Raw genomic sequence first — 26,013 nt, 5'->3', positions numbered from 1 at the left:
TTATAGTGAAATTCATATAGTTGCCGTGTGGAGTCAAATTTGCTGCTCGCGGCGGACGGTCTTTTGGCTGTTTTTTTGCTTTTTCCACCGTTTAGCGATATCAAGATAGCGCTTCAGTTCATGCATAAGCTGCAAAATAGCCGCCCGAACCTCGAACTCCTCGCGGCTGGCCGGCAGCGGCATCGAGCGGAAGCGGGCTTCCAACTCGGAGAGTCGTTTGGCTACATACCCTTCATAGACATCCGATTTCACATCTTCCGCCAAATTATCGAACAAATCCGCCACCAGCTCGCCCTGCGGCAGCGTTTCATATACAAACGCAAGCAGTACGAGCATTTGCTGCATTGACTCAAGCTGCTGCCTTCTCATTTCGAAATAAGTGGGATAGTAGCGCCAGGAGGCGCTGTCCTGACCCCAAAGCCGGTTTTCCCTGTCCATATCGGCCCGCATAAGTCCCTCTTCAATCGTTTGACCGGCTTCGAGCAGCTCCCCGCCATTCCATACCAACGCCGGATTGCGCAGCGTCTGTCCCATATAGTGGAAGATTCCGCTAAAGTGCCTCTCTGTCTCGTGGCGCAGAGCTTCGAGCCTTTTCTCTTCCTTGGGCATATACAGCAGGTTGATCGCCGTCGCCCAGCCGAGACCGGTGAGCAGCAGCATAATTTCATTGCCTATCAATGCTGCCGTGACCTCTTCCCGCGCATAAATATGGAAGACGATTACCGAGCTTGTGACGATTCCATCCTTCAGCTGCAGCCGCGAGAGCAGCGGGAACACGAACAGGATAAACAACGAAATAGTCCAGATATGGAATCCGAGCAATTTAAATAGCAGCGAAGCGAAAAACAGTCCAAGCACCGACGCCATAAACCGGACAAATGCGCTTTTGAGCCCTTTCTTGCGAGTGACCTCGACTCCGAGTATTGCAAGCAGGCCGGCCGAAAGCGGCGGATCCAGGCCGATATAATGGGCGGTATACAGAGCGGCTAGTGCGGCTAAAGCAGTTTTAATAACACGTATTCCCATAGTTTACCTCTGGCTTACCGACATTTTTCGGCTTTTTCCTATATCCTACCGCTCCCTTCCTCTCTTCGTCAACCGATGCTCGAGTGCCGCAACAAGCTGATACATGGCCGTTGCCACGATAGCAATTACGACAAGGCTGGAGAGAACAATCGTGAAATTAAACACCTGAAAGCCGTATACGATCAAGTAACCGAGTCCGGCCTTGGATGTCAAAAATTCACCCACAATGACACCGATCCATGCGAGTCCGACATTCACCTTCAGCGTGGAAACGATAACGGCAAAAGAATCCGGCAATATCACATATCGAAAGACCTGCCCGCGTGATCCGCCCAGCAGACGGACAACCTTCAGAAGTCCGGCGTCCACCTCGCAGAAACGGATATAGATGGTAAGCGTCGTAATAATAACCGTTATCGACAGCGTTGTAGCCACAATCGCCGAGAAGCCCGCCCCGAACCCGACAATAAACAGCGGCCCGAGCGCCACCTTGGGCATGCTGTTCAGCACAACCAAATACGGATCGAGGACGCGGGAGAGCAGCGGAAACCACCACAGCAGCGCGGCCAGCGCCGTCCCAAGCAGCGTTCCGAGTGCAAAGCCGACTATCGTCTCCAGCACGGTTACGCCAATGTGCGGCAGAAGACTTCCATCCACAATCGTCGTCCAGAGCTGATAGTACAGCTTGCTCGGATAGCTGAATAATAGAACGTCGATCCAGCGAAGACGCCCCGCCGCTTCCCACAGCCCGATGAACAGGATGAGAAGCAGCGCCTGGACCGATCCGACAAGCCACTTGCTCCGTCTCATACGGCGGTGATAATCACGATGCAGGTCAGCGAGACGGTCTGGTGAAAAGGAACCGGCAGCGCCGGACACGGTCACCATGTCTTCCACCACAGGACGGCCTGGTTCGTCATTCCGGTTGTCACTCATTGCCGGCATCTCCTTTCGCGCTGCTGTCCTCCAGCGCCCCCCAGATCAAATCGAACATCGATTGAAATTCGGGAAACTTTCTCGCCGTTGTCGGCAGAGCGCTTCGAATCCGTGTGGGCACAATATAAACAGCGCGGATATGACCCGGATTTCGCCCCAGCACCACCACTCTGTCGCTCATGGCTGCCGCTTCGTTCAGATCATGCGTCACAAGCACCGCCGTTTTGTTCAAAGCCCGAAGCGTCGACTGCACCAGATCCTCCAATTGAAGCTTGATCTGCAAATCGAGCGCCGAGAAAGGTTCGTCGAGCAGCAGAACATCGGGCTCCGTCGCGAGTGTGCGTACGAGCGCCGCACGCTGCCGCATGCCTCCAGACAGCTCACCGGGCATACGGTTCTCGAGCCCTCCAAGCCCAAGCTCATGCAGCAGCGAGCGTGTGAATGCAATCGATGCCTCTGTTTTACGGCCGTTTATTTCCAGACCGAGCAGCGCATTATCAAGAATCGTCCGCCATGGCAGCAAGTAATCCTGCTGAAGCATGTAGCCGATTTTCGGGGAAGGCCGGCGGACCGGCGCTCCGCAGGCGGTGACTGTTCCCTCCGTGGGCAGGAGAAGACCGGCCAGCAGGCTGAGCACCGTCGTCTTACCGCAGCCGCTCGGTCCGACCAGGCTGACAAATTCGCCTGCTGCAACGGCCAGATTAAGACCTTCGACGGCAAGCGTGGTTCCGCTCTCGTTAACATAGACGTGCGACACGTCGTTCAGCTCCAGAACCGGATCCATGGGAATCAACTCCTTCCCCCTAATGAAACGGTTATTTCATTGCATTCTCGGCAAAATCGTTATCGACAAGCTTGTCGTGCTCCGTTCTCGTCTTCAACTCGCCCGCTGTCGTCATCACATTCAGCAAATTATTCCACTCGTCCGCGTCGATTATCGGGTTTGTCGCATACGAGCCCTGCTTCTTGTAACGATCGATTACACGTATCACAATATCCCGCTCGGCGTCTTTGAAGTAAGGCAGTACAACATCGGCGATTTCTTCGGCGCTATGGTCGTTCACCCACTGCTGCGCTTTATAAACGGCATTCGTAAACTTCTGCACCGTATCTTTGTTTTTGTCGATATAGCTCTGCTTTGCCATAAATACGGTATAAGGCAGATGGCCGCTCTCAGCTCCGAACGATGCCGCCACATAACCCTTTCCTTCCTTCTCGAAAATCGAGGCTTGCGGTTCGAACAGCTGCACGTAATCGCCTGTTCCCGATGCAAACGCCGCCGGGATATTGGCGAAATCGACATTTTGAATGAGTGTCAAATCCTTCTGTGGATCAATTCCATGCTTCTTCAGCGTAAATTCCCCCGCCATTTGCGGCATGCCGCCTTTGCGCTGCCCGAGGAAGGTGCTTCCCTTCAGCTGGCTCCAGTCAAACCCGTCTGCCGGCTTGCGGGATACCAGGAACGTGCCGTCCGTTTGCGTAACCTGCGCGAAATTAATAACCGGATCGCCGCCCTCCTGCTGGTACACATAAATGGAGGTTTCGGAACCGACAAGGGCTACATCGATGGCGTTCGTAAGGAGAGCAGTCATTGTTTTATCTCCCCCGGGCGTCGTCTGCAGGTCGATCTCCAGTCCCTCTTCTTTGAAAAAGCCCTTCCCCGCCGCCACATATTCCGGTGCGTAAAAGAGGGATCTCGTCACTTCGCCGATCCGCACTTTCACCGGACCCTTGCTTTCTGCACCGCAGCCGGCGGCAACAGCCATAATCATGGCGGTCATTAACAAAATCGCCGTAAATTTACGTTTACCCATTCTCGTCCCCCCATGATCCGCATTACAAATGTACTATAGCCTATGCGGCGACCCTTATACGGGTGAAACTCGGCTGCACTTACAATATGAAAAAGCCCGGAGCCTAAGCTCCGGGCTTTAACAGCGCAGCAATTGCCATTCTACAATTTGTAAATATCCTTATACTTCCGCTCCAGATAGGAGACAAGATAAGCGGGATCAAGCGGTTTGCCGGTAATACCGGTAATTAGCTCCGAAGGCGTGCGCAGCTTGCCGTATTGGTAAACCTTATCAGTCAGCCAGCTTTTCACCGGAAGCAGCTCTCCGCGTTCCACCGTATCCCAGAGATCCGGCAGTTCGCGCTCCATTGTATCCGTAATTTGCGCCGCATACATGTTGCCCAGCGAATAGGAGGGAAAATACCCGAACATGCCGCCGGACCAATGCACATCCTGCAGTACGCCTTCGCCGTCGTTCTCCGGAACCACACCCAAATACTCACGGTATTTCTCGTTCCACAGTGAAGGCAGCTCGGATGCCTTCACTCCTTCATTAAATATGAGCTTCTCGATTTCATAGCGGATAATAATGTGCAGATTGTATGTCAACTCATCCGCCTCGATACGGATGAGCGATGGCTTCACTACATTCGTCGCCCGGTAGAAATCCTCCACCGGCACTTCCAGCTGATTCGGGAAATGCTGCTGCAGATCCCGGTAATACCGGCTCCAGAACGGCTTGCTTCTGCCGATGACATTTTCCCAGAAACGGGACTGCGACTCATGGATCCCCATCGAAGTGCCCGAGCAGAGGGTCGTTCCGATGAGATCTTTCATGATATTCTGCTCGTAAAGCGCATGCCCGCCTTCGTGTATCGTGCCGAACAACGCGCTGGTCACATCATGGGTCAAATAGCGTGTCGTGATGCGGACATCTCCCGGGTTCAGTCCGGTTGCGAATGGATGCACGCTCTCATCGAGCCGTCCCGCCGCGAAATCAAAGCCCATCTGCTCCAAAATGAACAGGCTGAACTTCTTCTGGGCTTCCTTCGAGTATGATTGCTTGAGGAACCCGGTTTCCGGCTGATGCGGCGACGCGGCGATCGCGGAAGCAAGCGGCACCAGCTTCCCGCGAAGTCCGCCAAATACACGATCAAGCTCCGCAGTCGTCATTCCGGGCTCGTATGCGTCCAGTAGAGTATCGTAGCGTGTTGCCCCCGGCCCCCACAGATCAATGAACTGATTCTGATATGTAATGATTTTATCGAGGTAAGGCTCGAACGACGCATAATCGCTTTTTTCTTTGGCTTCTTCCCAGATCGATTCCGCCTGAGAAGTAAGGACTACATATTCCTGATACAGCTTCGGTGGAATTTTCACACTGCGGTCGTAATCCTTGCGCGTTTCCGTTACAAGTCTGCGGTATATTTCGCTTAAGCCCGCATTTGTATCCGGCGTCTCCAACTCCGTTAACCACTCGCCCAGCTCTGGAGCCGTTGACAGCTTGAACATTTGCCCGGAAAGCATACCGATCGCTTCGCTTCTTGCGTCCATCCCTTTGCGGGGGGCTCCGGTGCGCAAATCCCAGTACAGGACGCCTAGAGCTTCCTCATAGCTTTTGATTTGACCGATGCGCTCGATAAAATTCGATAGCACATTTCCATCGTTTGCCGTCATCCGGATTCCACCTTCCATTTATTAGTCCATATATAGCACTACTTGATCATACTTTTCTCAATAAGTATAATCAACTTTAAGATGTTTACTTTTGCGAATTAATGGGGGAGATGCTGCGCTAATGCATTTTACTTTTACACCCTCCGCGGTAGAGCGGCTGTCCGAACAATTGAAAGGAGATTCTCGAAGCTTGCGGCTGTTATACGATACCGAAGGATGCGGCTGTGTAGTGAGCGGCGTTCCCGCGCTTCAGCTGATTGAATCGCCGGGCGAGGATGACAAGCTGGGGGATGGAGATCCCTATTCGGTATGGTATGAACCCCGCTACGAGGTATTCTTCGAGCCTAACCTGCGTATCGACTACGACAAGGCTCGTAACTCATTCAGCTTGAAGAGCGACAATCAGATTTACACGGCTAACTTAAGATTGATGAAGTAGAGAAAGACTAGTAAGGACCATACATTTATAGAGACTGGTAGGAGGATCACTATGAACAACATTCAAAATATTCTGGCCTTTAATGAGAAATTCGTCGAGAACCGGGAGTACGAGCGGTATTTAACCGACCGTTTCCCCGAGAAAAGAATGGTTATCGTTACCTGTATGGACACCAGGTTGACCGAACTGCTGCCCAAAGCGCTGGATCTTCGCAACGGCGACGTCAAGATTATCAAGAATGCCGGCGGTATCATCACCCAGCCTTTCGGCAACATTATGCGAAGCGTGCTCATCGCGCTGTATGAGCTTGGGGCGAAAGAAGTTCTCGTCATAGGGCATCACGAGTGCGGCATGACCGGGATTAATCCGGAAACCGTCATTGAGCACATGACGGACAAGGGTATCAAGGATGAAACGATCCAAACGCTGCTTCACTCCGGTATGAGTCTGAAACGTTGGTTGACCGGCTTCGACAGCGTGGAAGACAGCGTTGTGAACAGCGTCAATATTATTCGAAATCATCCTTTGCTGCCACCTAAAACGCCCGTTCACGGCTTTATCATCCATCCGGGGACTGGTAAACTCGATCTTGTTACTGAAGGCTACGACGTGCTTCAAGAAAAAGTATAAGACTAAAAAAGAGTTTTGCCAAAGCCATCGGCGGCTTGCGGCAAAACTCTTTCTGTTATTGTTTCAACCCGCTGTTCCCGGCTCTCTTCGCCTGCGCCGCGGCTTCTCTGGCAGCGATGACTTCGCTTCGGTCCCGCAGCGTATGCCGGTGAATGAGAGCCTCCTCCGTACCGCTTGCCGCTCCCCATACGAGGCCGTTTGCTTTGCATTTCTCTTCGCAGATCCGCACTAGCTCTTCATCTGCAAAGGGAAATTCCATATCTGTAAAAGGTTCATTCCTGCCCGCTGCTTCAAGCCGCTCCCCAATGATAGACAGAAACCGCTCTCCATGCAGGCCCAGCTGTTCCAATTGCGCTAGGGTCAACCTTTTCAAGGATTGACGGAACATTTTCATCGCGCCCTGCAAATTTCCTCTTCGATAATGATAGGAACCGACAGCAGCCTGGATCAGTCCGACCCAAGTATCAGCAAACGGGTCGCCGGGATGCTCTTTCCAATATTCCTCAAGCAGCTCATGGCATTCAAAGTAGTCCCGTGTCGCATGAAACTGGACTAAATAATCGATATAGGCCTCGGGATATTTGCCGTTTCCCATTACAATCCCTCCATAACCGCGAAAATCATTCAAAAAAAGAATTAAAAATGAAACCTTTGACTATATTAGACGTAAATGTACAGAAAGGCAACGTCCAATCAATGCATTTTTTCAGGAGGAGAAACAGAGATGAAAAAAGGGTTGTTATTGTTTGTAGCTTTCGCGCTTTTCTTTGCAGTGAGCGCCGGGTCGGCAGATGCCAAACCTAGAGGCGGCGGTTTCAAGTCTCCGAAGCAAAGCTTTACGCAAACGCCTTCCAAATCGTCCGATAGTGTGAGCAAAAGCTCTTCGGGCACGACGGCTGGCACAACGAAATCCGGCGCGGCAACGACGTCAAAACCCGGATTTTTCAGCGGCGGCAGCTTTATGAAAGGCCTTATGATCGGCGGTCTCGCCGGTATGCTGTTCGGCGGAATGCTCGGCAGCGGCTTTATGAGCAACATGCTCGGATTACTTATTAACGTATTGGCGATTTATGTATTAATTGTTGCGATACGCGGTATATTCCTTTACTTCCGCAACCGCCGCAAACCGGCGCATACGGATGATCGGAGCCGCTACTAAAAATGCGGATTTATACAGACGAAATCATTAACGCCATTTGTCTTCACATCGCGAGCCGCAAGGACATCTCTCCGACGGATGTCGAAGTGCAATTGGCCTGGGATGAACAATTCGGATATACGGCTGAGGTTTGGGTACAGGGACGCAGTCAATATTTGGTGGAAGCCAATATATTGGAAGCGATCGAGCAGTACTTGCTCAAGCAGTATCAGCGCCGTGTATTCCGCTCCCAAATTACGCTTGATGCGGATGAAGAATTTTGGGCGGATATCGCGGATTAAAGTTTCATAGCTGTAAAGGGCTCAGGGATTCTCCCCTGAGCTCTTTTTTTTATGAAGGCTCTGTTATCCTTGATTGTTGATTTCTGGCCAAAAGAAAAACCGCCCTATCAATCATATGGCGGTAAATTCTGAACTAACGTTTTCCGTTATCAATGACTCGTGGTACGGTCTTCCCCCAGTCTGTAACGGCAAAGTGTACTTTATCCCTCATACGCTTGCATCAAAGTTTTTATGTCAATTTTACTCTTCGTTTGGAGCAATGCTTTCATAACTCTTTCTGATTTTTCTGGATCTGGGTCGCTTACCATCTCGGTTAGAGTGGAAGGAATAATTTGCCACGACACGCCATACTTATCTTTTAGCCAACCGCAGTTTTGAGCCTTTTCATCTCCGCCTTCGGAGAGTTTTTCCCAAAAATAGTCCAATTCATCTTGATCTTCACAGTTCACGATAAATGATATTGCCTCTGTGAATTTGAAATACGGGCCACCATTTAAGGCTACGAATTCTTGCCCGTCCAGTTGAAATTCCACAGTCATTACTGTTCCTTCTGGTATCCCGTGATTATCTTTGCCATGGTGAGTGATTCTTCCTATCTTCGAATTTTTAAAAATAGAAGTGTACAACTCTGCCGCCTGTTCAGCTTGTGTATCGAACCACAAGTTTGGCGTGATTTTTTGGATTTTGTTATTCATAATTTTTTCCTCCTTAATATTCAAGCGTTTTAGTAGGTTTATACACAATACAAAATAGCATAAAAAATGAGCCATGGTTTCTTTCAAATTGCTATGTTTAAAAAGTTACAGATGAACCGTCCCTTGGTTTAAACCAAAATTCCATTCACAAGGGAGTCTTTTTTTGGAAGCCTTCGAACTTCGGATATACATCGTTTAGAAAAGACACTATTGAGGAATCCTGCCCGTTTAATAAAAAATCAACAACAAAGTTTAACAAAGCCTTTATGAAAAATACCGGTAAATCGGTTTTTGTCGAAACCTAATCTCTTATGCGACGTCTAATAGAATAGACTAGTAGAGGAGTTGGTTTAAGGCAGATGCATAAGCAATGGGGACTGAGTTTGGTCGTCGCCTTCGCGTTGACATTACAGGCAGGATTTGGAGCAGCGACTGCGGCGGCAGACGGCATAGACAATACAACAAAATACCGGGTCTATCAGAACGACAAAGCGGTTAAAGAGTTTTCGACGGAATCAAAAGCGGTCTCTTTCGCCAAAAACTATCTCTACAGTCATGTCGAGAAAATTACCGGCCGTGTGTGGGTGTGGGATAACTTCCCCAAATACAAAGTATATGAGAACGGCGTTTCGACAAGCGGCCGGGAATTCCGAACGCTCGGCGAAGCGAAAGCCTTTGCGGCAAAGCTTCGTTTCCCGCAAATACGCAGTTTGGAGCAGCCAGGGTGGATTTCCGGCACTTATTCTAATTATCAAATGTTTCAAGGCGATAAAACACTACCCGCTTGGAGCTTTACTACGCTTATTGAGGCGAAAAAAGCCGCAAAAGCCTACAGCAATATTCATGTTATGGAGTTAGCATCGAATCAATGGATCTGGGACAACTTGACGACGGCACAGAAAGCGGCGCAAAGAAATGGCACGCCGGTATACGATATTACGGTGAACGGCGTCTCAACCGGCGGTCCGCTCCATCCGTTCTTGCTGGATGCGGTCAGGGCTTCGGCCAAGCTATCCGGAAGCACTGTCGTGAACATAACGACCGGCCGCGTCGTACATACCAACATCCCTTCGTTTATCGTAACGCAAAATGGACGCCAGGTGAAATCGTTTACCGGTATCGGTGGCGCCATCGCGTATGCGAAAACCTTATCGAACGCTTCCGTTACCAGAGATGGCCTTGAATGGTGGACGAACGTCCCCTTCCTTACGGTTATGCAGGGCGAACGCCCGATCCGTGCGTTTAACACGCGGCAAAGCGCAGTTGCTTTTGCGGCGGGTTATTCGGATGCCGTTGTCATGACGGCCGACGGACACGCGATATGGAATAACAAGAGCAAGCTCATTTACCTGGGCTGGAACGGTTCTTCCAGTACCGCCGCCGTCCTTTCTCAGATAAGCCAAACGCAGGGGCTGGATATCGACTCCCCTTCCTGGTTTGAGCTCGCCGCCGCAGACGGGACGATCACTGATCGTTCCGATCCGGCGCTGGTCACAGCCATGAAGCAGACAGGAATGAAGTTGACCCCGCTTGTAAGCAACCAATTCAATGCCAAGCTGACAAGCGCTTTCCTGCGCGACCCGGATGCGCAGACCCGGTTCATCACATCATTGGTAGGACGGCTTGCCGAGCTTGATGTCGAAGGCGTCAATCTTGATTTTGAAGGGATGGCCGGAGGAGACCGGACGCTTTATACGGCATTTGTCCGCAGCCTGACCGATGCGGCTCACCGAAGCGGGCTTACCGTTTCAATCGATTTGCCGCGGGGCGATATCGCGTGGGATCATAAGGCGGCTTACGATCATGCCGCCCTCGCCGAGATCGTCGATATGGTTATAATTATGGCGTACGATCAAGCTTGGTCCGGCGGCGATACTGCCGGCTCAGTCGCCGAGCTCGATTGGATCGAAGGCGGGGTTAAGCAATTTCTCGCTTACGGAATTCCGCGCAGTAAGCTGATGCTGGGAATCCCCTTCTACGTGCGTGAATGGCGGATAGATGCGGCCGGTCAGTTGGTAGACAATAAGGCTATCTACATGAAAGAGCTGCCCCGAATCATTCAAGAGCAAGGCGCCATAGGCTCCTATGACCCGAATGCCGGACAGATCAGGTACACCTATACCAAAGACGGCTACACCCATGTATTCTGGGCGGAAACGGCAGATACAGTGAAGGAGCGCGTAGCGATAGCGAAGAAGTACGATTTGGCCGGCGTTGCCGCATGGCGTTTGGGTTATGAGAGCGCTGATTTGTGGACGATGCTGCTGCAACAGAAGTAACCTCGCAAAGTGGAACATGCTTTATTCGTTATGGTATTATAAATCTATATCGCTATGACAGCAGTTCTGCCAGCTTAGGGAGGAGATCTTTTATGCCGCAATTGAAGGAAATTCAGACCATCGATGAATGGAACGCCGCTTTGGACGGTTCCGCGAACCGCCCCTTGGTCGTATTCAAGCACAGCACAACTTGTCCGGTTAGCGCGAATGCGTTTAACGAATTCAATAATTTCTTGAAAAATAACGCCGATTCCGATGCCGATTTCATTCTTGTGAAGGTGATTGAATCACGTCCAGTTTCGAATCAAATCGCTGAAGATGTCGCGGTGAAGCACGAATCACCGCAAATTATCATGGTCAAGAACAAAGAGAAATATTGGAGCGCGACCCACTGGTCGATTACGGAAGCGCACATGAGCGCGGTAATGAATTAATCGGCGGTGGCAAATTAAACGGGCAGCCTGGGAAGCTTCGCTTCTTTGACTGCCCGTTTTATTTATTTCTTAGTCTCTTCCGCTTGATCAGCCGCTTGGCCGGCAATCAGCTGCTGACGCAGCGCATCAGCCGAGTAGAATCTTTGGGCGCCCCATTATTTAGGATGGAAGGCGTTGTTTCCTCTGAGCATAATGACAGGACAAGCGCTTCTGCAGCGCACCTCGTGAAGAACCTCCCATCCGTCCATCCCAGGCAGCGTCACATCAAGTAAATAACTCAGCATTACGGATTTCAAGCCGGTCACGGATGAATATATGCCAGCCGTACGACTCTGATTGGCGCTCTCATTTTTCGGGTAACAATAAAGACTATTCATATTACATGAAATGAAAGGTTCCCTCATGGTTTTACTACCAATTCTTCTTGCATTCGGTTCTGGGCTTTTAATCACGATTCAAGGAGTTTCAAGCAGTGTAGGGAGCAAAGCCGTCGGAACTCCTGTCATGATCTTCTGGCTTTCCCTTATTCAAGCGGTTCTAGCTTTGATTTTAGCGAGCGCGATGCTGCATTGGAGCATCGATGACTGGAAAACCGTAAACGATACGGAGACGACCGATAGCGGTTTGGGAACGTGGTATGTAGATCTGCCTCCATTTATTGCAGACGACCAGACGATATTCGTCTTTACGTTTTATTGGCAGGATGCAAAAAAATGGGAAGGGACGGATTTTATCATTCATATTCGTCCCGAATAGTTTCTTTGATATTACCAGGAAATAACCCAGTTGAATCAAGGTTTGTTTATTTCATCAATTGAATAGATGTCGAAGCCAGAGGCAGTCCCATAAATGTGCAATATTGCAAGGCTGCATCCATGAGACTCTCTTCCCTTTCTTTTTGAGGCACAAACAGGCTTATCTCGATGTCGATTCCTTTATTTTTGACGGTTCGTTTCCATATTCCCGCGACTTGTCCGTCGATGACGACGATCGGCATGAATACCCCGTTATTGCCAGGGACAATGAAAGGCGCATATTCCGCCCTTAATACCGCATTGCGGTCTGTATATCCGAGCAAATATTCGTCGAATCCCGGAAGCAGGCAGACACTCGGCCTTTCTTCTAATGCCACGCACTCGGAAGGACTCGACCAGTAAATTTCACCGTTAACCGATTCCGAAATCAGCCGGGATTGCGCGGCTTCGATGCCCTGTCTGGCGTCAGAGAGGGTAATCCCGGCCCACCAGCCAAAATCTTTCGCGGTCGCAGGTCCATGACCTCCAAAGTAACGTTCTGCGAGCAGCGCAAGCGCTTCGCTCACAGATACGTCTTTGGGGCGGGGCACCCACTCGTCCAGCAGGACGAAAGTTTGCTGCTTCCCCTCTCGCGGCCCCAGACAGATCAGGCCGGATTGCGCGAGATGCCATAGCAAGTGGTAACCGCGCTGATTCTTTGTGCAGATCCCGGCTTCCTCGAGCAATTGCATGATATTGGGCCGGGATATCCGCTTGTTCCCCTGTAAAGCATCGTGAATTATTTGCTTGCAGCTTTCGATATTTTCCGGCGTAAGCTCCAATTGTTCCAGCCTTCGCTTGTCCTTTGCCAGAACACGGGGAGCGGACAACTTCAACATCCATCGCGCATCTTCCGGCGGCACAAAATGAATCGTACCTCTCATCGGCCATGTAAGCATGATCTTACGATCCTCGATGCTTTGTTCAATGTCCATAACGGTGGCGGATCGCATACGCAGTCCGATCGCCCACAGGGCTTGGTTGTAGTCCTGCGCTTGCAGGGCTCCAAAATGCTTCACGACCTGTTCAGGCTTGCCCAGCTTAGCCCCGGCGATACGCTGGTTGAGCAGCCTTCTGTAAGGTAATGATGGCGCGGCCCTCATCCTTCTCTTTTGCGAAAATCATCCGTCAGAACACCGGCGAAGCCCCAATTCTCTTCTTCAATATCTTGAATGACGATGTGGGTATGTTCGGGCTTTTTACCAAGCACATTGACAAGTGTCGCTGTAAATTCCTTTACAATTAGAGCTTTCTGCTCCCGGGTGGCACCCTTCGTGATTTGCAGATTGATGTATGGCATTATTGTATATTTCCTCCTCCGGATAAATTGATGATCATATAGACTGCTCCTGCATTGTTCAACAGCCCGCGCTTCTATAACTTTCTACAGAATTTTACATAAATCCTTCTCACGCACGGAAAATAATGATTGAAGCATTGCGGGATATATGCGCTTTAAGAATTGGTAAAGGGAGCTCAGCCACAGCGCACTGGCGCATGGCAGAGCTCCCTTTAATTGAAGCAAGGAGAGCGCGGACTCGGTTGCAATAACCGATCACAATCTCTTACGAAGCTTCGCCTACGATGGTCGTACCGTTCTTTGTAATCGTGTAATTAACGGTTTCACCGCTCCAGAAGTGGAACTTCAGATTCACTACTCCGTCATTCACTTCATTGAAGAAATTCGGCTTAAGCGTGATTGTATTCGTATCATAGGAAGGCGCGAACGTATATCCGAACTCCTTGAACGAAGTCCAGTTCTGCGGGCCGGCGTTGCCGCCGGCAGCGTAGACCGCCTCCATTGTGGCAAGACGGTCGCCGTTAAAGTCTACCGGAATAGCAAAGGCGCCGGTATCTTCCTATACAAATCGGTTTCACAGCGCGGGTGGTATGACTGCGCTTACAAATTAGTTTTTAACAATGCCCCCTCATTGGATGTATGGTGCTCCGCCTCCTGTAAGCGATCCTATATTTAATCTTACCTGTAATGCAGCCTCGAAAATACCTCTATAATTATACATATTTTCATATTAAATCTATTTTTTGGTATGAATGTATTTAGATTCTAGAGGCGCTGCTCCCGGGCGTAGATTCGGGTTATTCGCGCCGGCAAGTATAACTCCCTTCCGCACTAAACTTCAATGCGTAGAAGGAAAATGGATGCCGGACAGCGAAAGATATACATTGAAAACCAAATCGTAAGGAGTGAAGCAAGTGGCAATTAATGTGTATATTAATTTCAATGGAAACTGTCGCGAAGCAGTTGAGTATTACGCACAGGTTTTCGGAACGGAAACACCACAGATTATGAGCTTTGGGGATACCCCGCCGGATTCGAATTTCCCACTTCCTGAGGAAGCAAAAAATTTGGTTATGCATACACGTCTTGATATCAATGGCAGCATTGTCATGTTTTCCGATACCTTTCCCGGTATGCCTTTTGTTCAGGGAAACAACATCAGCCTTGCAATAGGCAGTAAAAATATGGATGAAATCAAGTCTTTATTTCATAAGCTTAAAGAAGGCGGAACCGTTGGCATGGAGCTTCAAGAAACGTTCTGGAGCAAATGCTACGGCAGCCTGACAGATAAATTCGGCATCGAATGGCAGTTTAATTATGACAACGGAGAAATGGGCATATAAATTTTTTGAATCATAAGTAAATAAGGTATGGGATCTTTTCTTCTGTAGAAAAGATTCCATACCTTTTTTTGTATCGAAAATGGTGAGACACTTCTGCCATTTGTCCGTATCGGCCCTATTTTTGTCAGAACACACCCTGATTCTGCTCTTTTTCTTTGTTCTATACTGTAATTAATCTTTGGCGGGAGGATGAAGCGTGAATGGTAGATCCGAATAAGGCAATGAGTGGCGAATCGAAAGAAGCAGCCCAAGAAATAACGGACTGGCAAGCATCCTGGATTTGGGGAGCCGGTGAGGAAAGCCCGAGAAACGAGTGGCGGTGCTTTCGGAAAGTATTTTCTCTGCCCGCAAAAATGAGCGAACGGGCTGCGGTCAAAATAACGGGCGACTCCCGCTATGTCTTATATGTCAACGGCCATCATGTAGGGCGCGGTCCCGTGCGCTCGTGGCCGTTCGAGCTTGCATACGATGAATATGAAATCGGTCACTTGCTGAGGCGCGGAGCCGAGAATGTCATCGCCGTTCTGGTCATGCATTTCGGCGTCTCGACGTTTCAATATTTGCGCGGACGTGGCGGCCTGATCGCACAGATCGAGTCGGGCGACAGCCGGGAACCACTGCTGGCCACCGATGAAACGTGGAAAACAATGATACACGCCGGTCACGATACCTACTCCTCCCGGATGTCGTGCCAGCTGCCCTTTACTGAAATTACCGACTCACGCGCCTGGAATGAATCGTGGCATCTGCTTGAATACGATGAGAGCGGCTGGGAATCTGCCGTTGTAATTGGGCCGGCGGGTATGGAGCCATGGGTGCGTTTAGTGGAAAAGACGATACCTCATTTGACCGAGGAACCGGTATACCCCGTCCGGGTCGAAAGCCTGCATAGCGTGAAGCCGGTACCGTGGGCGGCTGTGATCGACCTGCGCAATCTATTTGCTCCGGAAAGCGCCGATCACGCGAATAATGTTCAATTTTCCGGTCTCGTAGCGACCGTTATCCGTGTGGCAAAGGCGACAAAATTCATTATCGGAAACGTCGATAGCGGACGCATTATGAGCCTCTACGGGGTCAATGGCGTGTGGCATGGCATCGAGGCTTTTACCGGCAAGTCTCCGGAACGGTTTCTTGAGGTCAATCTTCGTCAAGGCGATAATTTGATCATGTTGGACGTAAACGGGCAAAGCCACGGTCATGGCTTCCATATCGGATTCGATTGCGAAGAACCGTTCGAAGTGCTCGCCCCTCCCCTTCCCGGTAAACCTTCGTCTCAAGCTGTCGTTACATCCGGCAATAATGAGACCCCGGTACCGCTCACTAGTCCTAATAAGGTGTCTCCACACTTTATTGCGATCGGTCCCTTCGATACAGTTGAAGTGATCGACCATCGGGATACCCGCCCATTGCTGCGCGATCATCCTGACTTTGAGCGCGCCAAGCGGTCGTCGGCTGCCGGCGAACTCGCCGAATTGGCGGACTGGATTAAGCCGGTCCCGGCACAGATGGTTAATCTGAGCGATGTATTCACCGCCTGCGTGTGGAAGAAGTCGCGCCGGGCTCAGCCGGTTCCGCATACGCTGCAGAACGCCGTCATCGCGGGAGCTAATGCCGCTTTTCTGCCGATGGTTCCGGACATGGATACAGAGCTTGTGATCGACTTCGGAAGGGAGCTCTCCGGCTATATCGCTTTTGATATTGATGCATCAGCAGGAACAGTCGTCGACCTGTACGGCTTCGAGTTTATGCATGACGGGTGGATTCAGCATACGTATACGTTGGATAATACGCTCCGCTATATTTGCCGCGAAGGCAGACAAACGTACACATCCAACGTGCGCAGAGGACTTCGCTTCTTGATGGTTACAGTGCGCGGTTCAACCGCGCCGGTAAAGCTGTATGAAGTGAAAATGCTGCAGAGCAATTATCCGGTCGCAGACGTCGGGAGGTTCCACTGCTCTGACCCGCTGCTGAATGACATCTGGCAGATCAGCCGCAATACGACGATTCTGTGCATGGAGGATACGTTCGTCGATTGTCCTGCTTTCGAGCAGGCGTTTTGGGTCGGCGACGCACGCAATGAAGCGTTGATTAACTACTACTTATTCGGCGCCAGTGATATCGTCGAGCGCTGTCTTAGGCTGGTGCCGGGCTCGTCGTTCCAAACTCCCTTGTACGCCGATCAGGTGCCGAGCGGGTGGAACAGCGTCATTCCGAACTGGACGTTCTTCTGGGTTACCGCCTGCCTGGAATATCATCGCTTCAGCGGAGACCGCGCTTTTGCGGAAGACATGTGGCCTCATGTCCGGTTTACGCTGGACCATTTCTTGCAAAGACTGGATGATAAAGGACTGCTGCGGATGAAAGGCTGGAATTTCCTCGATTGGGCAGCATTCGAGCAGCCGATGGACGGAGTTGTCACGCCGCAGAATATGTTCCTCGTTAAAGGTCTGCGCGACGCGGCCCGGCTTGCGGAAGCCGCAGGGGAACGGGAAGCGGCTCAGCGGTACCTCGAAAGTGCCCGCCAGCTGCGCGCTGCTATCGACGAACAGCTGTGGGACGACAACCGTCAGGCGTATCTCGATTGTATCCACGCTGACGGCAGCCCATCGGTGACGATCAGCATGCAGACTCAGGTGGTGGCTTTCCTGTGCGGCATTGCGGAGGGAGAGCGGGCACGGGTGTTGGAACAGTATATCGCTGTGCCGCCTGCCTCGTTCGTGCAGATCGGTACTCCCTTCATGTCCTTCTTCTATCATGAAGCGCTCGCTGAATTGAACCGCATTGAGCTGCTGCTTGAAGATATACGCACCCAATACGGTGTCATGGTCGAATACGAAGCGTCTAGCTGCTGGGAGAAATACCCTTCGAGCGGAGCCCGCAGCAATCCGAAGCTGCTGACCCGCAGCCACTGTCACGCATGGTCCGCAGGACCCGCCTATTTCCTCAGCGCGTATGTGCTTGGGGTGCGCGGGGTAACGCCCGGCTGGTCGAAGGTTGTCGTTGCGCCTCAGCCGGCAGGTTTGGCCTGGGCCAAAGGCGCCGTCCCCTTACCGGACGGCGGCCGTATCGACGTCTCGTGGCGGGTTAACGAATCCGGACGCCGGTTAACCGTGAGGATTACGGCGCCGCATGACCTGGAAATCGAAACCTTAACCCCTGAAGGTTATGAGATGAAGGTTGAACGTATCGACATCGGATGATATCTCGAAATTCAGAATTAAAAACGCATCCGCCGACATACTCGTGTCGGCGGATACGGTATCGTAAAATCGCCAATAAACATCCTCTAAATGCATCGGTGGGGACCCATCCACAAATAACTGGCGATAAACGTTACCATAAATGTAGAGCCGCCGTAATTATTTCTTAGATCAATGATCAACCCGTCTGTATCCGCCAAAAAGCTCATCGCATGAGCTGCCGTTTCACCTGCATGCTTCGGATAAACGAATTCATTAATAACGAGATATCCTATATTGCCTGGTAATCTCTCTACCCTTTCGAAGCCGTAGTTATTCAGCTTTTGGCGCAATTTGATGCTTTCATCATCAATCGGATCGGGAAGTTGAACAGGTAACGGAGTTTCACTGAAGCCAAAAACCAAGTGTTTGTCATTACTGCTTTCTTGCATATAATCGTTAATCATCTGCGATAAGGCTGCGCCGCTCTCCGCCTTGAAAAATTCACCTTCAGAAAGCGTTTCAAGCAGAACCGTCTTCATGATTTCAGCAGTGTCTGGGAAAACATAATAATCAAGCAGCAGGGCTGCCAGAGATTCGACCGTATTTTTAATAAACACATCATCCAGTTTAACAGTCACCTCGTATTTTCCTTTCCGCCGCAGCAGTTTATGAAGTTCTAATTCTCGTTAGTTTCTCCTTTTACACCCTCCTAAAAGTGCCAGTATCTACCTTGTTGTTGATTATATAATACAGACATATCTAAAATCTATAACAGAATAATAAAATAGGCTTACATACTGAAATTATATTGATCCCGTTTAACAAAACAGCGCCAAAACTTTTGTATAACAGATAGGATACAGAATGATAGAATTCATTCTGTTCCCCAGTCATCGTTTGTATACATCTTGACGCAGGTGAGCTATCTCGCCGATCTGGAGCTGCTCAATGAGCTACTTTTTCGTGCGGTCAAGCCGATCCAGTTTCCATAAACTGCTTCCCGAAGCGCATTCTGTTGTAAATCCAATGATTGCTCTTCAGTGGATACCTGTGCATATCCGATTTTCGCCATGTCCATAAACTTTCCTTAGTCTAGAAAACGTTTCTATTTAACATTTTTTGTACTTTGAATAATGGACGTGTTTTTATACCTGTTCAAGCTCTTTTCCCTTGTTTTCGTTGTCATGCTAACGTCCATTAAACGATCGTTATCTAGACAGTCCTCAGATTAGATCATTGCAGAATATAAACAAACCCAACACCATGTTAATGATTTGGTGTTACATAAATGTTCAGGATGACATAATGCTTATATACAGTTTACATAACCATTTAACCGTCGAATAATTGTTATGATTGGCGGAAACATTTTACTATACCAAGTGAAACTAGAATGATAAGGTCGACACCATCCTCATTAAAAGGTAAATTATTCTTATAATATATGCTATAGTTCTTTTAGTTCTTTACATAAGAATAACTTACGGATGGTGATCTGAATGGCCTCCGCCTGTACAGCGGCTCCGAAGGGCCCGCCTTCATCTTTTGTTCAGCATTGCTTTGGCTTTCTTACGCGCCATGCATTCGTGGCGCACAGTCGTCTGCATACCGGGTAAGTTCCCCAATGCAGCTCCCGTGCCTTTCCCACATAATGTCAAAGTAGTTCAGGTAGATATTCGCCAGAAGTGGCGAAATGACGCCGCCCTGCGGTGTGCCCAGATCCGAGCGCCTTACCGTTCCTTCTTCCATGACTCCGGCACTCAACCACTTTCGCACCAGTTTTAGAATTCTCCTGTCACTGATGCGCATGTCCACCAGCTTCATGAGCTCCTCCTGATTGATGTTGTCGAAGTACCCTTGGATGTCGACGTCGACAACATGAGTTTACGTCTACGTAAATGTTTACGTTTACGTAGACGTAAACTCAAACTGGAAATAAGCCTTATTTTCCGCAAAGAGATTTGTTGTAATGAAGATAAGTTGTCCGTAAACTGTTCAGTTTCATGAATATGAAAAGGAAGGTGCTACTGAATGGGAAAAGTAATCTGTTTTGGAATATCGAAAGGAGGATGTTGAGGGTAACCCCGAGCTGGCCGCAGCGATCGAAGGCTATAAACCTTTTGTTAAGGAGTTGAAAGAACGTGTCAAAACCAGCTGATATCTTAAACAGAATGAAAAACAATAAGAAGAATGGCGCTCAAACGTTTATTGAAACGATGAATGAACAAATTACTGAACATCAATTGGAATCTAAACAAGAACATGAACCGATTACGGAAAATAAAACTGTTCATGAGGTTGAACATAATTCTGAACCTGAATCTGAATCTATTCATGAACAAATAAATGAACAGTTTTCTGAGCAATCTCATGAACATAGTGCTGAAAATGTTGTTGAATATAAAAATATTCTTGAAAAGTATTCGGTTAAGAAAACCAAAGAAGAGTTGTTCACGCGGAGACGTATCTCATCCGAAATGACTTGATCGAGAGATTCGACAAAGCTGCAAATACTCGTCGAAAAGGTTTCAAAACGGAAGTCATGAATGAATTGTTGGAGAGCTTTCTAAATGAAAATGGCTTGTAACTTAATACAATCCGCGACGCGAGCGGAACCGAATGATTCGAGAAGTTATGGGCAGAACTCACAGGTCGGGCGACCGATAGTCGCCCAATCCGGATCTTTTTATTACTCGTGAAGGAGTAGTTGCATACCGCTTGTCGAACTCTATCCAAAATTGTTATTTTTACTCTATTAGGTCACCGTCACAGTAGAAAATAGCTTTTAGAGAGGTGTTAGTTTTTGGCCAAGGGATTCTTTTTCTTTAATAGATTAAGAAAAAAAAATGAACAAGAACAACAAGATGAACAATCTGAGCGTATTTTATTCGAAATGTTTTATCATCGGATATATAGTACAGCCTATTTTATCACGCAGGATCGAGATTTAGCTCAAGATATTGTTCAAGAAACGTTTATAAAAGCATTTAAGCACATGCACACCCTTGAAGATGGAAAGAAAATAGGGGCCTGGTTGAGTTCCATTGCATCAAGACTAGCCCTAGATTATCTTAGAAAAATAAAAAGATGGAATGACGTAGCTACCGAAGATCTCATTATAGATGAGGAGATAAATAAGAAACAAAATCAAACCTCTTCTATAGAAACCATCATGGAAGAAAGATTTTTAAAGACCGTATTACGACAGGAAATCAATGCGTTGGGACCTGACTACAGACAGGTTATCATTTTAAAGTATGAATATGATATGAAGGATGAGGAAATTGCAAAAGCTTTAGAGATAAGTGTTGGTACTGTTAAATCTCGTCTTCATCGTGCAAAACAAAAATTGAAGGATTCATTAGAAAAACAACCTGACATTTGGGAAGGTGGTGCCTAATGAGAGGAGAAAAGTACGATTTTGATCATTTAATACGTAATGCGATTCATGATGAAATAAAAGATAGTCCTCTACCCGATCTATCTACGTCAGATGCATGGCAACAATTAAATCAAAGTTTATATAGAAGTAAAAAGTTGGGAAATAAAACTGATTTCCCAAAAAAAATTATGTATGCAGCTTGTTTACTCTTTTTGTTTGTAGCTCTGGTAACAGAGATTCCACAAAACGGATATGCCTTTGGTAAAATAACAGAGATTTTTCACAAAATAAAAGGATCAACAGTGCAATTGTTTATTAAAGTAGGAAATCCAGAGATAAAAGACAAAGATGCACCTTCAAATGATTTTTCGATTGTTCAAGGATCGGAGGTTACATCTGAACAGATGAGTTTAGAAGAAGCACAAAAAGATACTGCTTTTTCGATCATTGTTCCAGAAGGCATTTCTTCCGAATTTGTTTTAAAACACGTTACCGTAGTGAAAAAACAAAATGAAAAAAAGAGTAAAGAAATTTACTTGAATTATGAAGGGCAGGATCAGAGAGTATTTACTGTTACGGAAAAGGAGATAGATAATCAATTTGGTTCAGGGGAAATAGCTGATCAAGATGATACAAAAATAGAAGAAATAAATTTAAATGGCCAAACAGCAACCTTATTCTTGTTCAAGGACGGAAAAACACGTTTAATTTGGACGATACCGAGTCATTATTTCTCAATCGAAGGACAAATTACAAAAGAAGAGATTATCCAAATTGCTAAATCCATGTAAATGTTAAAGGGGTGCTTAAAAAGCACCCCTTTAACATTAGTTTTAACTTTAATTAACGTAAATGTAAGACGAGTAACTATGATTTTGTTCAACCGTTCCCCCTTCACTTACCCAGTGATACGAGTGAGTTCGATAATAATAACCGCTTACGACATTTACATCCATGGACCCAGAGACAACTGATGAATTGTTGTTTTTAAATTCCCCAACATAGAGTACGTCCACCCACTGGCCTTTGGAAGCGTCCCACCTTTGAAGATAGAGGTCAACTGCAATGCTATCGACGGGAAAATAAGCTTTTGTGTTGCCACTAACCGTTACTCTAGTTCCTGAAACAAAGCTAATAAAACTTTCTCCACTCATCAAATATTGAGTTGATTCAATACTACTAGCATCCATCGGTGAACTTGTACCATATGTTGGATTATTAGCTGATGTTCCTTCTGTTGGTGCAGGAGGAAGTTGATTCTCTGAGGCAGCCAAACTTACTCCTGAAAATAAAACTGTTCCCATTAAGGAGATGACGAGAAATAAGTGCCCTACTTTTTTGATTAGTTGCATAATGATCAAACCCAACCCTTCTCAAATGATTTTCCATGAAGAAAGACGTACGGGTAATCAAAAACGTTCCCGAGATATCTATATAAATTTGAACTTACAATCGGTACCACATCGACAGTGATGAAAAAAGCCAATTTTATTTTTAAAATGTTGGAACGATTTTTTCAAATCTAGCGTCCAAGTAGTAGAGTCTAAATACCAATGGTTGAACTGCTGGCCAGCATTCAATATATACTATTAAAAAGCGAAGAGGAGGACTTTAACGTGATAAGATTCAGATTCAAACCCGCTGCAGCGATCGCGCTGGCGGTCAGTATTTCCCTCATGACAGTTGGGCTGGCCTACGCTGCGTCAAACAATGCCATTAGCGGCACCGTCTACGCAGGCTGCTCGGGCAATGGGCCTTGGTACGTGTCTTCGATTGCACGGACGAAGGCTGGAACCGGCGAGATCAAGGCACAGTTCTCCGCGATCAACGACGGAGGACTGACGTTCAAGCTACAAGATGCGTCCAACGTTCAGATCGGAAACGTTCAGAGTTGGGGTAAGAATGAAACAGGTATCTGGCGCGTCTTCTCGAGCTCGGTTTCGAGCGGCAAGGTCTTCTACAACGCGTTCCGGGACACGACCTACGCGTGCCCAGACAACCAGACGAACTACAACTTCACAGGCACTGAGTACTACTAAGCCGTTAGGTAAATCGAGAGATCAGCCGGGCGTCGCCGACGCCCGGCTGATCTCGTAGTATTGGATCCGTGAAAGGGGGATGCAAACATTTTAAAGAGTTCACGTCTTTTCCTAGTTTGGTCATGTGTCCTGATCGTCGCGATCCCGATCGCGTACTTCGCGATGAAGTACGACGGTAGTCTCACCAATTTTTTGACACCAAAGCAGACCAACGATAGGCCCGCCAATTTTTTGACACCAAAGCAGATCATGGTTGAGTATCGGACGGAGGCGGCGTCGCTGACGCTTGCTCCGGGATGGAAGTGGCCGGACTCTCCCGTCTCATCGCATGCTCCGGACGGACGCGATTTCATGTATCAAAAGGGTTGGGGAAAGCAGGCGGCGGATTTATACTGGTTCTGCTCGTGGGCAAGCCGGGCCGTTAATCCACAGCTGCCAGAAGCCGGGCGACAACAGGCGCTCGAACACGTGCTCTCGATTCGAACCAAGTACTTCTACACGACTGCGCTCGCCGCCGATTCGAAACCGGGCTTCGATCAAATGCTCCGAAATGCTGCAGATGGCAAGATGGACGATCTGAGGGGGTACTATGAATCCAACTTTCCGAAAGCAGGTTCCTGAGATGACCGCCATACTTCATTCAAGCGCTCACCGGTGGGTCTATGTCTCCCTCACCGGGGCGATCTTGGGCATCTTGGCACAGTTCCTCAGACAAGTTCCAGGAGCTCTCATGTATCTAGGGGCTTCAACCGCTCCGTGGGTCATGGTCGGCTTCTTATTTGCCGTCTCTGCGTCGCGCGGAGTCCCTACACCACGCAAGGCAATTCTCGTCGCGACCGGGACCATAGCCGCCTACCTCCTTGCGTGGCTCGTGTCGTACCACCTTCTGTTCGTGCTACGCGAGTCCGTGAGCCTGGCTGCTGGATGGCGCCAAGCCGCACCTTGGATCGTTGCCGCTGTACCCGCGAGCCCGATCCTTGGTACAATAGCTGCTCTGTCGCACAAACGCGGGATCCTCGGGGACGTGTGCCTCGCCGTACCGATCGCTTGGTCACTACCGGAATCCCTCAAGAGTCTGACAGAAGGATGGTTGGTTGGTACCGCTGTTATAACCCCTGTAGCTTTATTTGCCGCAATGTTGATTCATATGGCAATAAACGAACGCCGGGTGCGTGCGATCACGCTGCTAGCGACTGTTGTGACGCTAGGAGCATTGGGTATTGCCCTGTTTCCGGTCGTCTGGTATCTGTTTTTGGGCCGTTTTTAAAACTCTTTGATTTTGGGTGCGCTACAACAATGAGTGAAAATACAGGAGATTGCGAGAACGAGCACGGCCATTTCGCATCCAAAATACAGAAGCCGGAACTCCTTAGCGTACGGAAATTCCGGCTATTTTCCTCTTTTAACGTACGTTTTCGTTTTGTTGGCGGGACCCCCTGTAATGAATTTCTTAGCGTAAGATTTTTTCCGTTTTTTGATGCCCCCCTTTCACCCCTACAGACGTGACTGCAATGAGATTTTTTGCCGTAACAGCCCGTTACTTATGCAAAAGGAAAAAGGGAACGTGGCGTACATATGTATCTAAGTCCTTATTTTGTGCAGAAGTGTGAAAGATCCGCCACCGCGGATCTTTCTGCTGTTTATTCAACTGCATAAAGTCAATGTCGAGTGATGTACTTCCACTCCGCTATAATCCCGTCATAGTCTCGTCCTAACCGATCCAGCGCATCGATATAAATAAGGTCCCCCTGCCGGATCATCATCCGCATAGCTTGATAGCGCGGCCGCTGAAAATTCCTACCGCTCTGTTTATCAACAAAGATGTAACGTTCATCAATGCCTAACTCCCGAAACTTAACGAGCTGCCGTTCCGGATTTTGATCTTTGGCTGATACCCGGGCGTAACCCATTTCCACCTCACTCACTCTCCCCTGCCGTGCCAAAATACCACCAAAAAACATGGCATATGTCTAAAATAATTTTTGTGCATTTTGACACAGAAAAACAAGATAGATTTGATTATGCCTAAAGGTATGCTTTATGACACTCCATCCTTTGAGAGGCCACCTCACGAAACGAAAAAAACCGTACGTGCTGAGCAACGCGTTGCATGAAAAAAACCGGACTCCTTTACTCAACAAGGGAATCCGGTTATCGTAATAGCTAGCGAAGCATCGCCGCCGCTGCTTCATCAATTCAATATTTTTTTGATATCGGCCATTAACCTCTCTCGCCCTGGTTCCGGATTCTCGTTAAAGTGCTGCAAAAGCTGTTGGAGGATCATATGATAGGCCTTCTCATAAGCTTCGTCACTGCTACTCTCGATATCCGGTAAAACTCCTATGCCATCCCAGCTAGCTTTGGTTATCGGGTTTTTCGGACATCCATTGGGGATAAAGGCCTGAAAATGGTCATTTATGCGATGGACGCTGCCTCCATTTGCTTTTCCGCCCGTCTTTTCGCCAACAATCTTAACTCTTTTGATGGCTTGTAAGATGTAGGCGAATTGTTCAGCGCCGGACCCCGTTATTCGACTGGTCAGAATATAAACAGGCTTACTCGCGCCGAATCTTCGCCCTGGCACAAAGGGCAAACTCCAAAATGATTATGCGCTTGTTTACG

Annotated in this window: 28 protein-coding genes and 3 pseudogenes; 15 read left to right on the top strand and 16 right to left on the bottom strand. The window is 48.5% G+C overall.

What is annotated here, in order from left to right:
* Positions 1 to 33: 33 nt before the first annotated feature.
* From KZ483_RS13365 to KZ483_RS13345, 5 genes are all read right to left on the bottom strand, one after another.
* The gene (locus KZ483_RS13365; protein WP_220353133.1) at positions 34 to 1,026 is read right to left on the bottom strand and encodes an aromatic acid exporter family protein; all 993 of its coding nucleotides are present in this window, start codon (positions 1,024 to 1,026) and stop codon (positions 34 to 36) included.
* Between the two features lie 45 nt (positions 1,027 to 1,071).
* Entirely contained in the window at positions 1,072 to 1,914 is an 843-nt protein-coding gene (locus KZ483_RS13360; RefSeq protein WP_258881736.1) for an ABC transporter permease, read from the bottom strand.
* A 40-nt stretch (positions 1,915 to 1,954) separates the two neighbouring features.
* Positions 1,955 to 2,746: an ABC transporter ATP-binding protein gene (locus KZ483_RS13355; RefSeq protein ID WP_220353131.1), complete on the bottom strand. Its 792-nt coding sequence runs from the start codon at positions 2,744 to 2,746 to the stop codon at positions 1,955 to 1,957.
* Positions 2,747 to 2,777: 31 nt separating this feature from the next.
* Complete coding sequence (locus KZ483_RS13350; protein WP_220353130.1) at positions 2,778 to 3,776, bottom strand: ABC transporter substrate-binding protein; 999 nt, start codon at positions 3,774 to 3,776, stop codon at positions 2,778 to 2,780.
* Positions 3,777 to 3,916: 140 nt separating this feature from the next.
* A complete protein-coding gene (locus tag KZ483_RS13345) occupies positions 3,917 to 5,431 on the bottom strand; it encodes a carboxypeptidase M32 (RefSeq protein WP_220353129.1) in 1,515 nt (504 codons plus the stop codon).
* 121 nt (positions 5,432 to 5,552) lie between these two features.
* Here KZ483_RS13345 and KZ483_RS13340 point away from each other — a divergent pair, with 121 nt between their 5' ends.
* Positions 5,553 to 5,870: an iron-sulfur cluster biosynthesis family protein gene (locus KZ483_RS13340; RefSeq protein WP_220353128.1), complete on the top strand. Its 318-nt coding sequence runs from the start codon at positions 5,553 to 5,555 to the stop codon at positions 5,868 to 5,870.
* Positions 5,871 to 5,921: 51 nt separating this feature from the next.
* Positions 5,922 to 6,500 (top strand): beta-class carbonic anhydrase, encoded by a 579-nt coding sequence (locus KZ483_RS13335; RefSeq protein WP_220353127.1) that lies wholly within the window; start codon positions 5,922 to 5,924, stop codon positions 6,498 to 6,500.
* Between the two features lie 55 nt (positions 6,501 to 6,555).
* Here KZ483_RS13335 and KZ483_RS13330 read toward each other — a convergent pair whose 3' ends face one another.
* Positions 6,556 to 7,095 carry a DUF309 domain-containing protein gene (locus KZ483_RS13330; protein ID WP_220353126.1) on the bottom strand — a complete coding sequence of 180 codons (540 nt, stop codon included), beginning with the start codon at positions 7,093 to 7,095 and terminating at the stop codon, positions 6,556 to 6,558.
* A gap of 129 nt (positions 7,096 to 7,224) precedes the next feature.
* On the opposite strand from KZ483_RS13330, the gene KZ483_RS13325 reads away from it, so the two are divergent.
* Both KZ483_RS13325 and KZ483_RS13320 read left to right on the top strand, forming a co-directional pair.
* Positions 7,225 to 7,659: a hypothetical protein gene (locus KZ483_RS13325; protein ID WP_220353125.1), complete on the top strand. Its 435-nt coding sequence runs from the start codon at positions 7,225 to 7,227 to the stop codon at positions 7,657 to 7,659.
* 2 nt (positions 7,660 to 7,661) lie between these two features.
* Positions 7,662 to 7,940, top strand: coding sequence for a YxcD family protein (locus KZ483_RS13320; RefSeq protein ID WP_220353124.1), 279 nt, complete (start codon positions 7,662 to 7,664; stop codon positions 7,938 to 7,940).
* A 200-nt stretch (positions 7,941 to 8,140) separates the two neighbouring features.
* Here KZ483_RS13320 and KZ483_RS13315 read toward each other — a convergent pair whose 3' ends face one another.
* Positions 8,141 to 8,635, bottom strand: a complete 495-nt coding sequence (locus tag KZ483_RS13315) for a VOC family protein (protein WP_042226070.1) — start codon at positions 8,633 to 8,635, stop codon at positions 8,141 to 8,143.
* Between the two features lie 359 nt (positions 8,636 to 8,994).
* Here KZ483_RS13315 and KZ483_RS13310 point away from each other — a divergent pair, with 359 nt between their 5' ends.
* Entirely contained in the window at positions 8,995 to 10,914 is a 1,920-nt protein-coding gene (locus tag KZ483_RS13310) for a glycosyl hydrolase family 18 protein (protein WP_220353123.1), read from the top strand.
* 92 nt (positions 10,915 to 11,006) lie between these two features.
* Positions 11,007 to 11,348, top strand: coding sequence for a bacillithiol system redox-active protein YtxJ (gene ytxJ, locus KZ483_RS13305; protein ID WP_220353122.1), 342 nt, complete (start codon positions 11,007 to 11,009; stop codon positions 11,346 to 11,348).
* 155 nt (positions 11,349 to 11,503) lie between these two features.
* On the opposite strand, the gene KZ483_RS28505 is transcribed toward ytxJ, so the two are convergent.
* Positions 11,504 to 11,725, bottom strand: coding sequence for a response regulator (locus tag KZ483_RS28505; protein ID WP_258881685.1), 222 nt, complete (start codon positions 11,723 to 11,725; stop codon positions 11,504 to 11,506).
* A 127-nt stretch (positions 11,726 to 11,852) separates the two neighbouring features.
* Between KZ483_RS28505 and KZ483_RS13295 the strand changes: the two genes are divergently transcribed.
* Entirely contained in the window at positions 11,853 to 12,104 is a 252-nt protein-coding gene (locus tag KZ483_RS13295; RefSeq protein ID WP_220353121.1) for a hypothetical protein, read from the top strand.
* Positions 12,105 to 12,150: 46 nt separating this feature from the next.
* On the opposite strand, the gene KZ483_RS13290 is transcribed toward KZ483_RS13295, so the two are convergent.
* The 3 genes and pseudogenes from KZ483_RS13290 to KZ483_RS13280 form a co-directional block, all read right to left on the bottom strand.
* Complete coding sequence (locus KZ483_RS13290; RefSeq protein WP_220353120.1) at positions 12,151 to 13,245, bottom strand: winged helix DNA-binding domain-containing protein; 1,095 nt, start codon at positions 13,243 to 13,245, stop codon at positions 12,151 to 12,153.
* Positions 13,242 to 13,442, bottom strand: coding sequence for a tautomerase family protein (locus KZ483_RS13285; protein ID WP_220353119.1), 201 nt, complete (start codon positions 13,440 to 13,442; stop codon positions 13,242 to 13,244). The genes KZ483_RS13290 and KZ483_RS13285 overlap by 4 nt, the downstream gene beginning before the upstream one ends.
* A gap of 265 nt (positions 13,443 to 13,707) precedes the next feature.
* Positions 13,708 to 13,995, bottom strand: a pseudogene (locus KZ483_RS13280) (cellulase); the annotation flags it as partial.
* A 361-nt stretch (positions 13,996 to 14,356) separates the two neighbouring features.
* On the opposite strand from KZ483_RS13280, the gene KZ483_RS13275 reads away from it, so the two are divergent.
* Positions 14,357 to 14,785 carry a VOC family protein gene (locus tag KZ483_RS13275; protein WP_220353118.1) on the top strand — a complete coding sequence of 143 codons (429 nt, stop codon included), beginning with the start codon at positions 14,357 to 14,359 and terminating at the stop codon, positions 14,783 to 14,785.
* 200 nt (positions 14,786 to 14,985) lie between these two features.
* Entirely contained in the window at positions 14,986 to 17,988 is a 3,003-nt protein-coding gene (locus tag KZ483_RS13270; protein WP_258881684.1) for a glycoside hydrolase family 78 protein, read from the top strand.
* Between the two features lie 86 nt (positions 17,989 to 18,074).
* Here KZ483_RS13270 and KZ483_RS13265 read toward each other — a convergent pair whose 3' ends face one another.
* Entirely contained in the window at positions 18,075 to 18,608 is a 534-nt protein-coding gene (locus tag KZ483_RS13265) for a S41 family peptidase (RefSeq protein ID WP_220353117.1), read from the bottom strand.
* Between the two features lie 931 nt (positions 18,609 to 19,539).
* Positions 19,540 to 19,842 (bottom strand): annotated as a pseudogene (locus KZ483_RS13260) (reverse transcriptase domain-containing protein); the annotation flags it as partial.
* 299 nt (positions 19,843 to 20,141) lie between these two features.
* Between KZ483_RS13260 and KZ483_RS13255 the strand changes: the two are divergent.
* From KZ483_RS13255 to KZ483_RS13245, 3 genes are all read left to right on the top strand, one after another.
* Positions 20,142 to 20,456, top strand: a complete 315-nt coding sequence (locus tag KZ483_RS13255) for a hypothetical protein (RefSeq protein ID WP_220353116.1) — start codon at positions 20,142 to 20,144, stop codon at positions 20,454 to 20,456.
* Between the two features lie 317 nt (positions 20,457 to 20,773).
* Positions 20,774 to 21,370 (top strand): RNA polymerase sigma factor, encoded by a 597-nt coding sequence (locus KZ483_RS13250; RefSeq protein ID WP_258881683.1) that lies wholly within the window; start codon positions 20,774 to 20,776, stop codon positions 21,368 to 21,370.
* A complete protein-coding gene (locus KZ483_RS13245) occupies positions 21,370 to 22,143 on the top strand; it encodes a DUF4367 domain-containing protein (protein WP_220353115.1) in 774 nt (257 codons plus the stop codon). The genes KZ483_RS13250 and KZ483_RS13245 overlap by 1 nt, the downstream gene beginning before the upstream one ends.
* A gap of 48 nt (positions 22,144 to 22,191) precedes the next feature.
* Here the strand turns inward: KZ483_RS13245 and KZ483_RS13240 are convergent, their stop codons facing one another.
* The gene (locus KZ483_RS13240; protein WP_258881735.1) at positions 22,192 to 22,704 is read right to left on the bottom strand and encodes a DUF6147 family protein; all 513 of its coding nucleotides are present in this window, start codon (positions 22,702 to 22,704) and stop codon (positions 22,192 to 22,194) included.
* A 201-nt stretch (positions 22,705 to 22,905) separates the two neighbouring features.
* On the opposite strand from KZ483_RS13240, the gene KZ483_RS13235 reads away from it, so the two are divergent.
* From KZ483_RS13235 to KZ483_RS13225, 3 genes are all read left to right on the top strand, one after another.
* Positions 22,906 to 23,391: a hypothetical protein gene (locus KZ483_RS13235; protein WP_220353113.1), complete on the top strand. Its 486-nt coding sequence runs from the start codon at positions 22,906 to 22,908 to the stop codon at positions 23,389 to 23,391.
* Positions 23,392 to 23,622: 231 nt separating this feature from the next.
* Positions 23,623 to 24,012 carry a hypothetical protein gene (locus KZ483_RS13230; RefSeq protein WP_220353112.1) on the top strand — a complete coding sequence of 130 codons (390 nt, stop codon included), beginning with the start codon at positions 23,623 to 23,625 and terminating at the stop codon, positions 24,010 to 24,012.
* On the top strand, positions 23,981 to 24,658 hold the full coding sequence (locus KZ483_RS13225; protein WP_220353111.1) for a DUF6518 family protein: 678 nt from the start codon (positions 23,981 to 23,983) through the stop codon (positions 24,656 to 24,658). Before KZ483_RS13230 ends, KZ483_RS13225 begins: the two co-directional genes overlap by 32 nt.
* 397 nt (positions 24,659 to 25,055) lie before the next feature.
* Here the strand turns inward: KZ483_RS13225 and KZ483_RS13220 are convergent.
* Both KZ483_RS13220 and KZ483_RS13215 read right to left on the bottom strand, forming a co-directional pair.
* Positions 25,056 to 25,301 (bottom strand): annotated as a pseudogene (locus KZ483_RS13220) (recombinase family protein); the annotation flags it as partial.
* Positions 25,302 to 25,582: 281 nt separating this feature from the next.
* The gene (locus KZ483_RS13215) at positions 25,583 to 25,975 is read right to left on the bottom strand and encodes a S41 family peptidase (RefSeq protein ID WP_220353110.1); all 393 of its coding nucleotides are present in this window, start codon (positions 25,973 to 25,975) and stop codon (positions 25,583 to 25,585) included.
* Positions 25,976 to 26,013: the final 38 nt, after the last annotated feature.

The sequence above is a fragment of the Paenibacillus sp. sptzw28 genome, from assembly GCF_019550795.1.
Lineage (GTDB): Bacteria > Bacillota > Bacilli > Paenibacillales > Paenibacillaceae > Paenibacillus_Z.
This window is presented reverse-complemented; position numbering and strand designations above follow the sequence as displayed.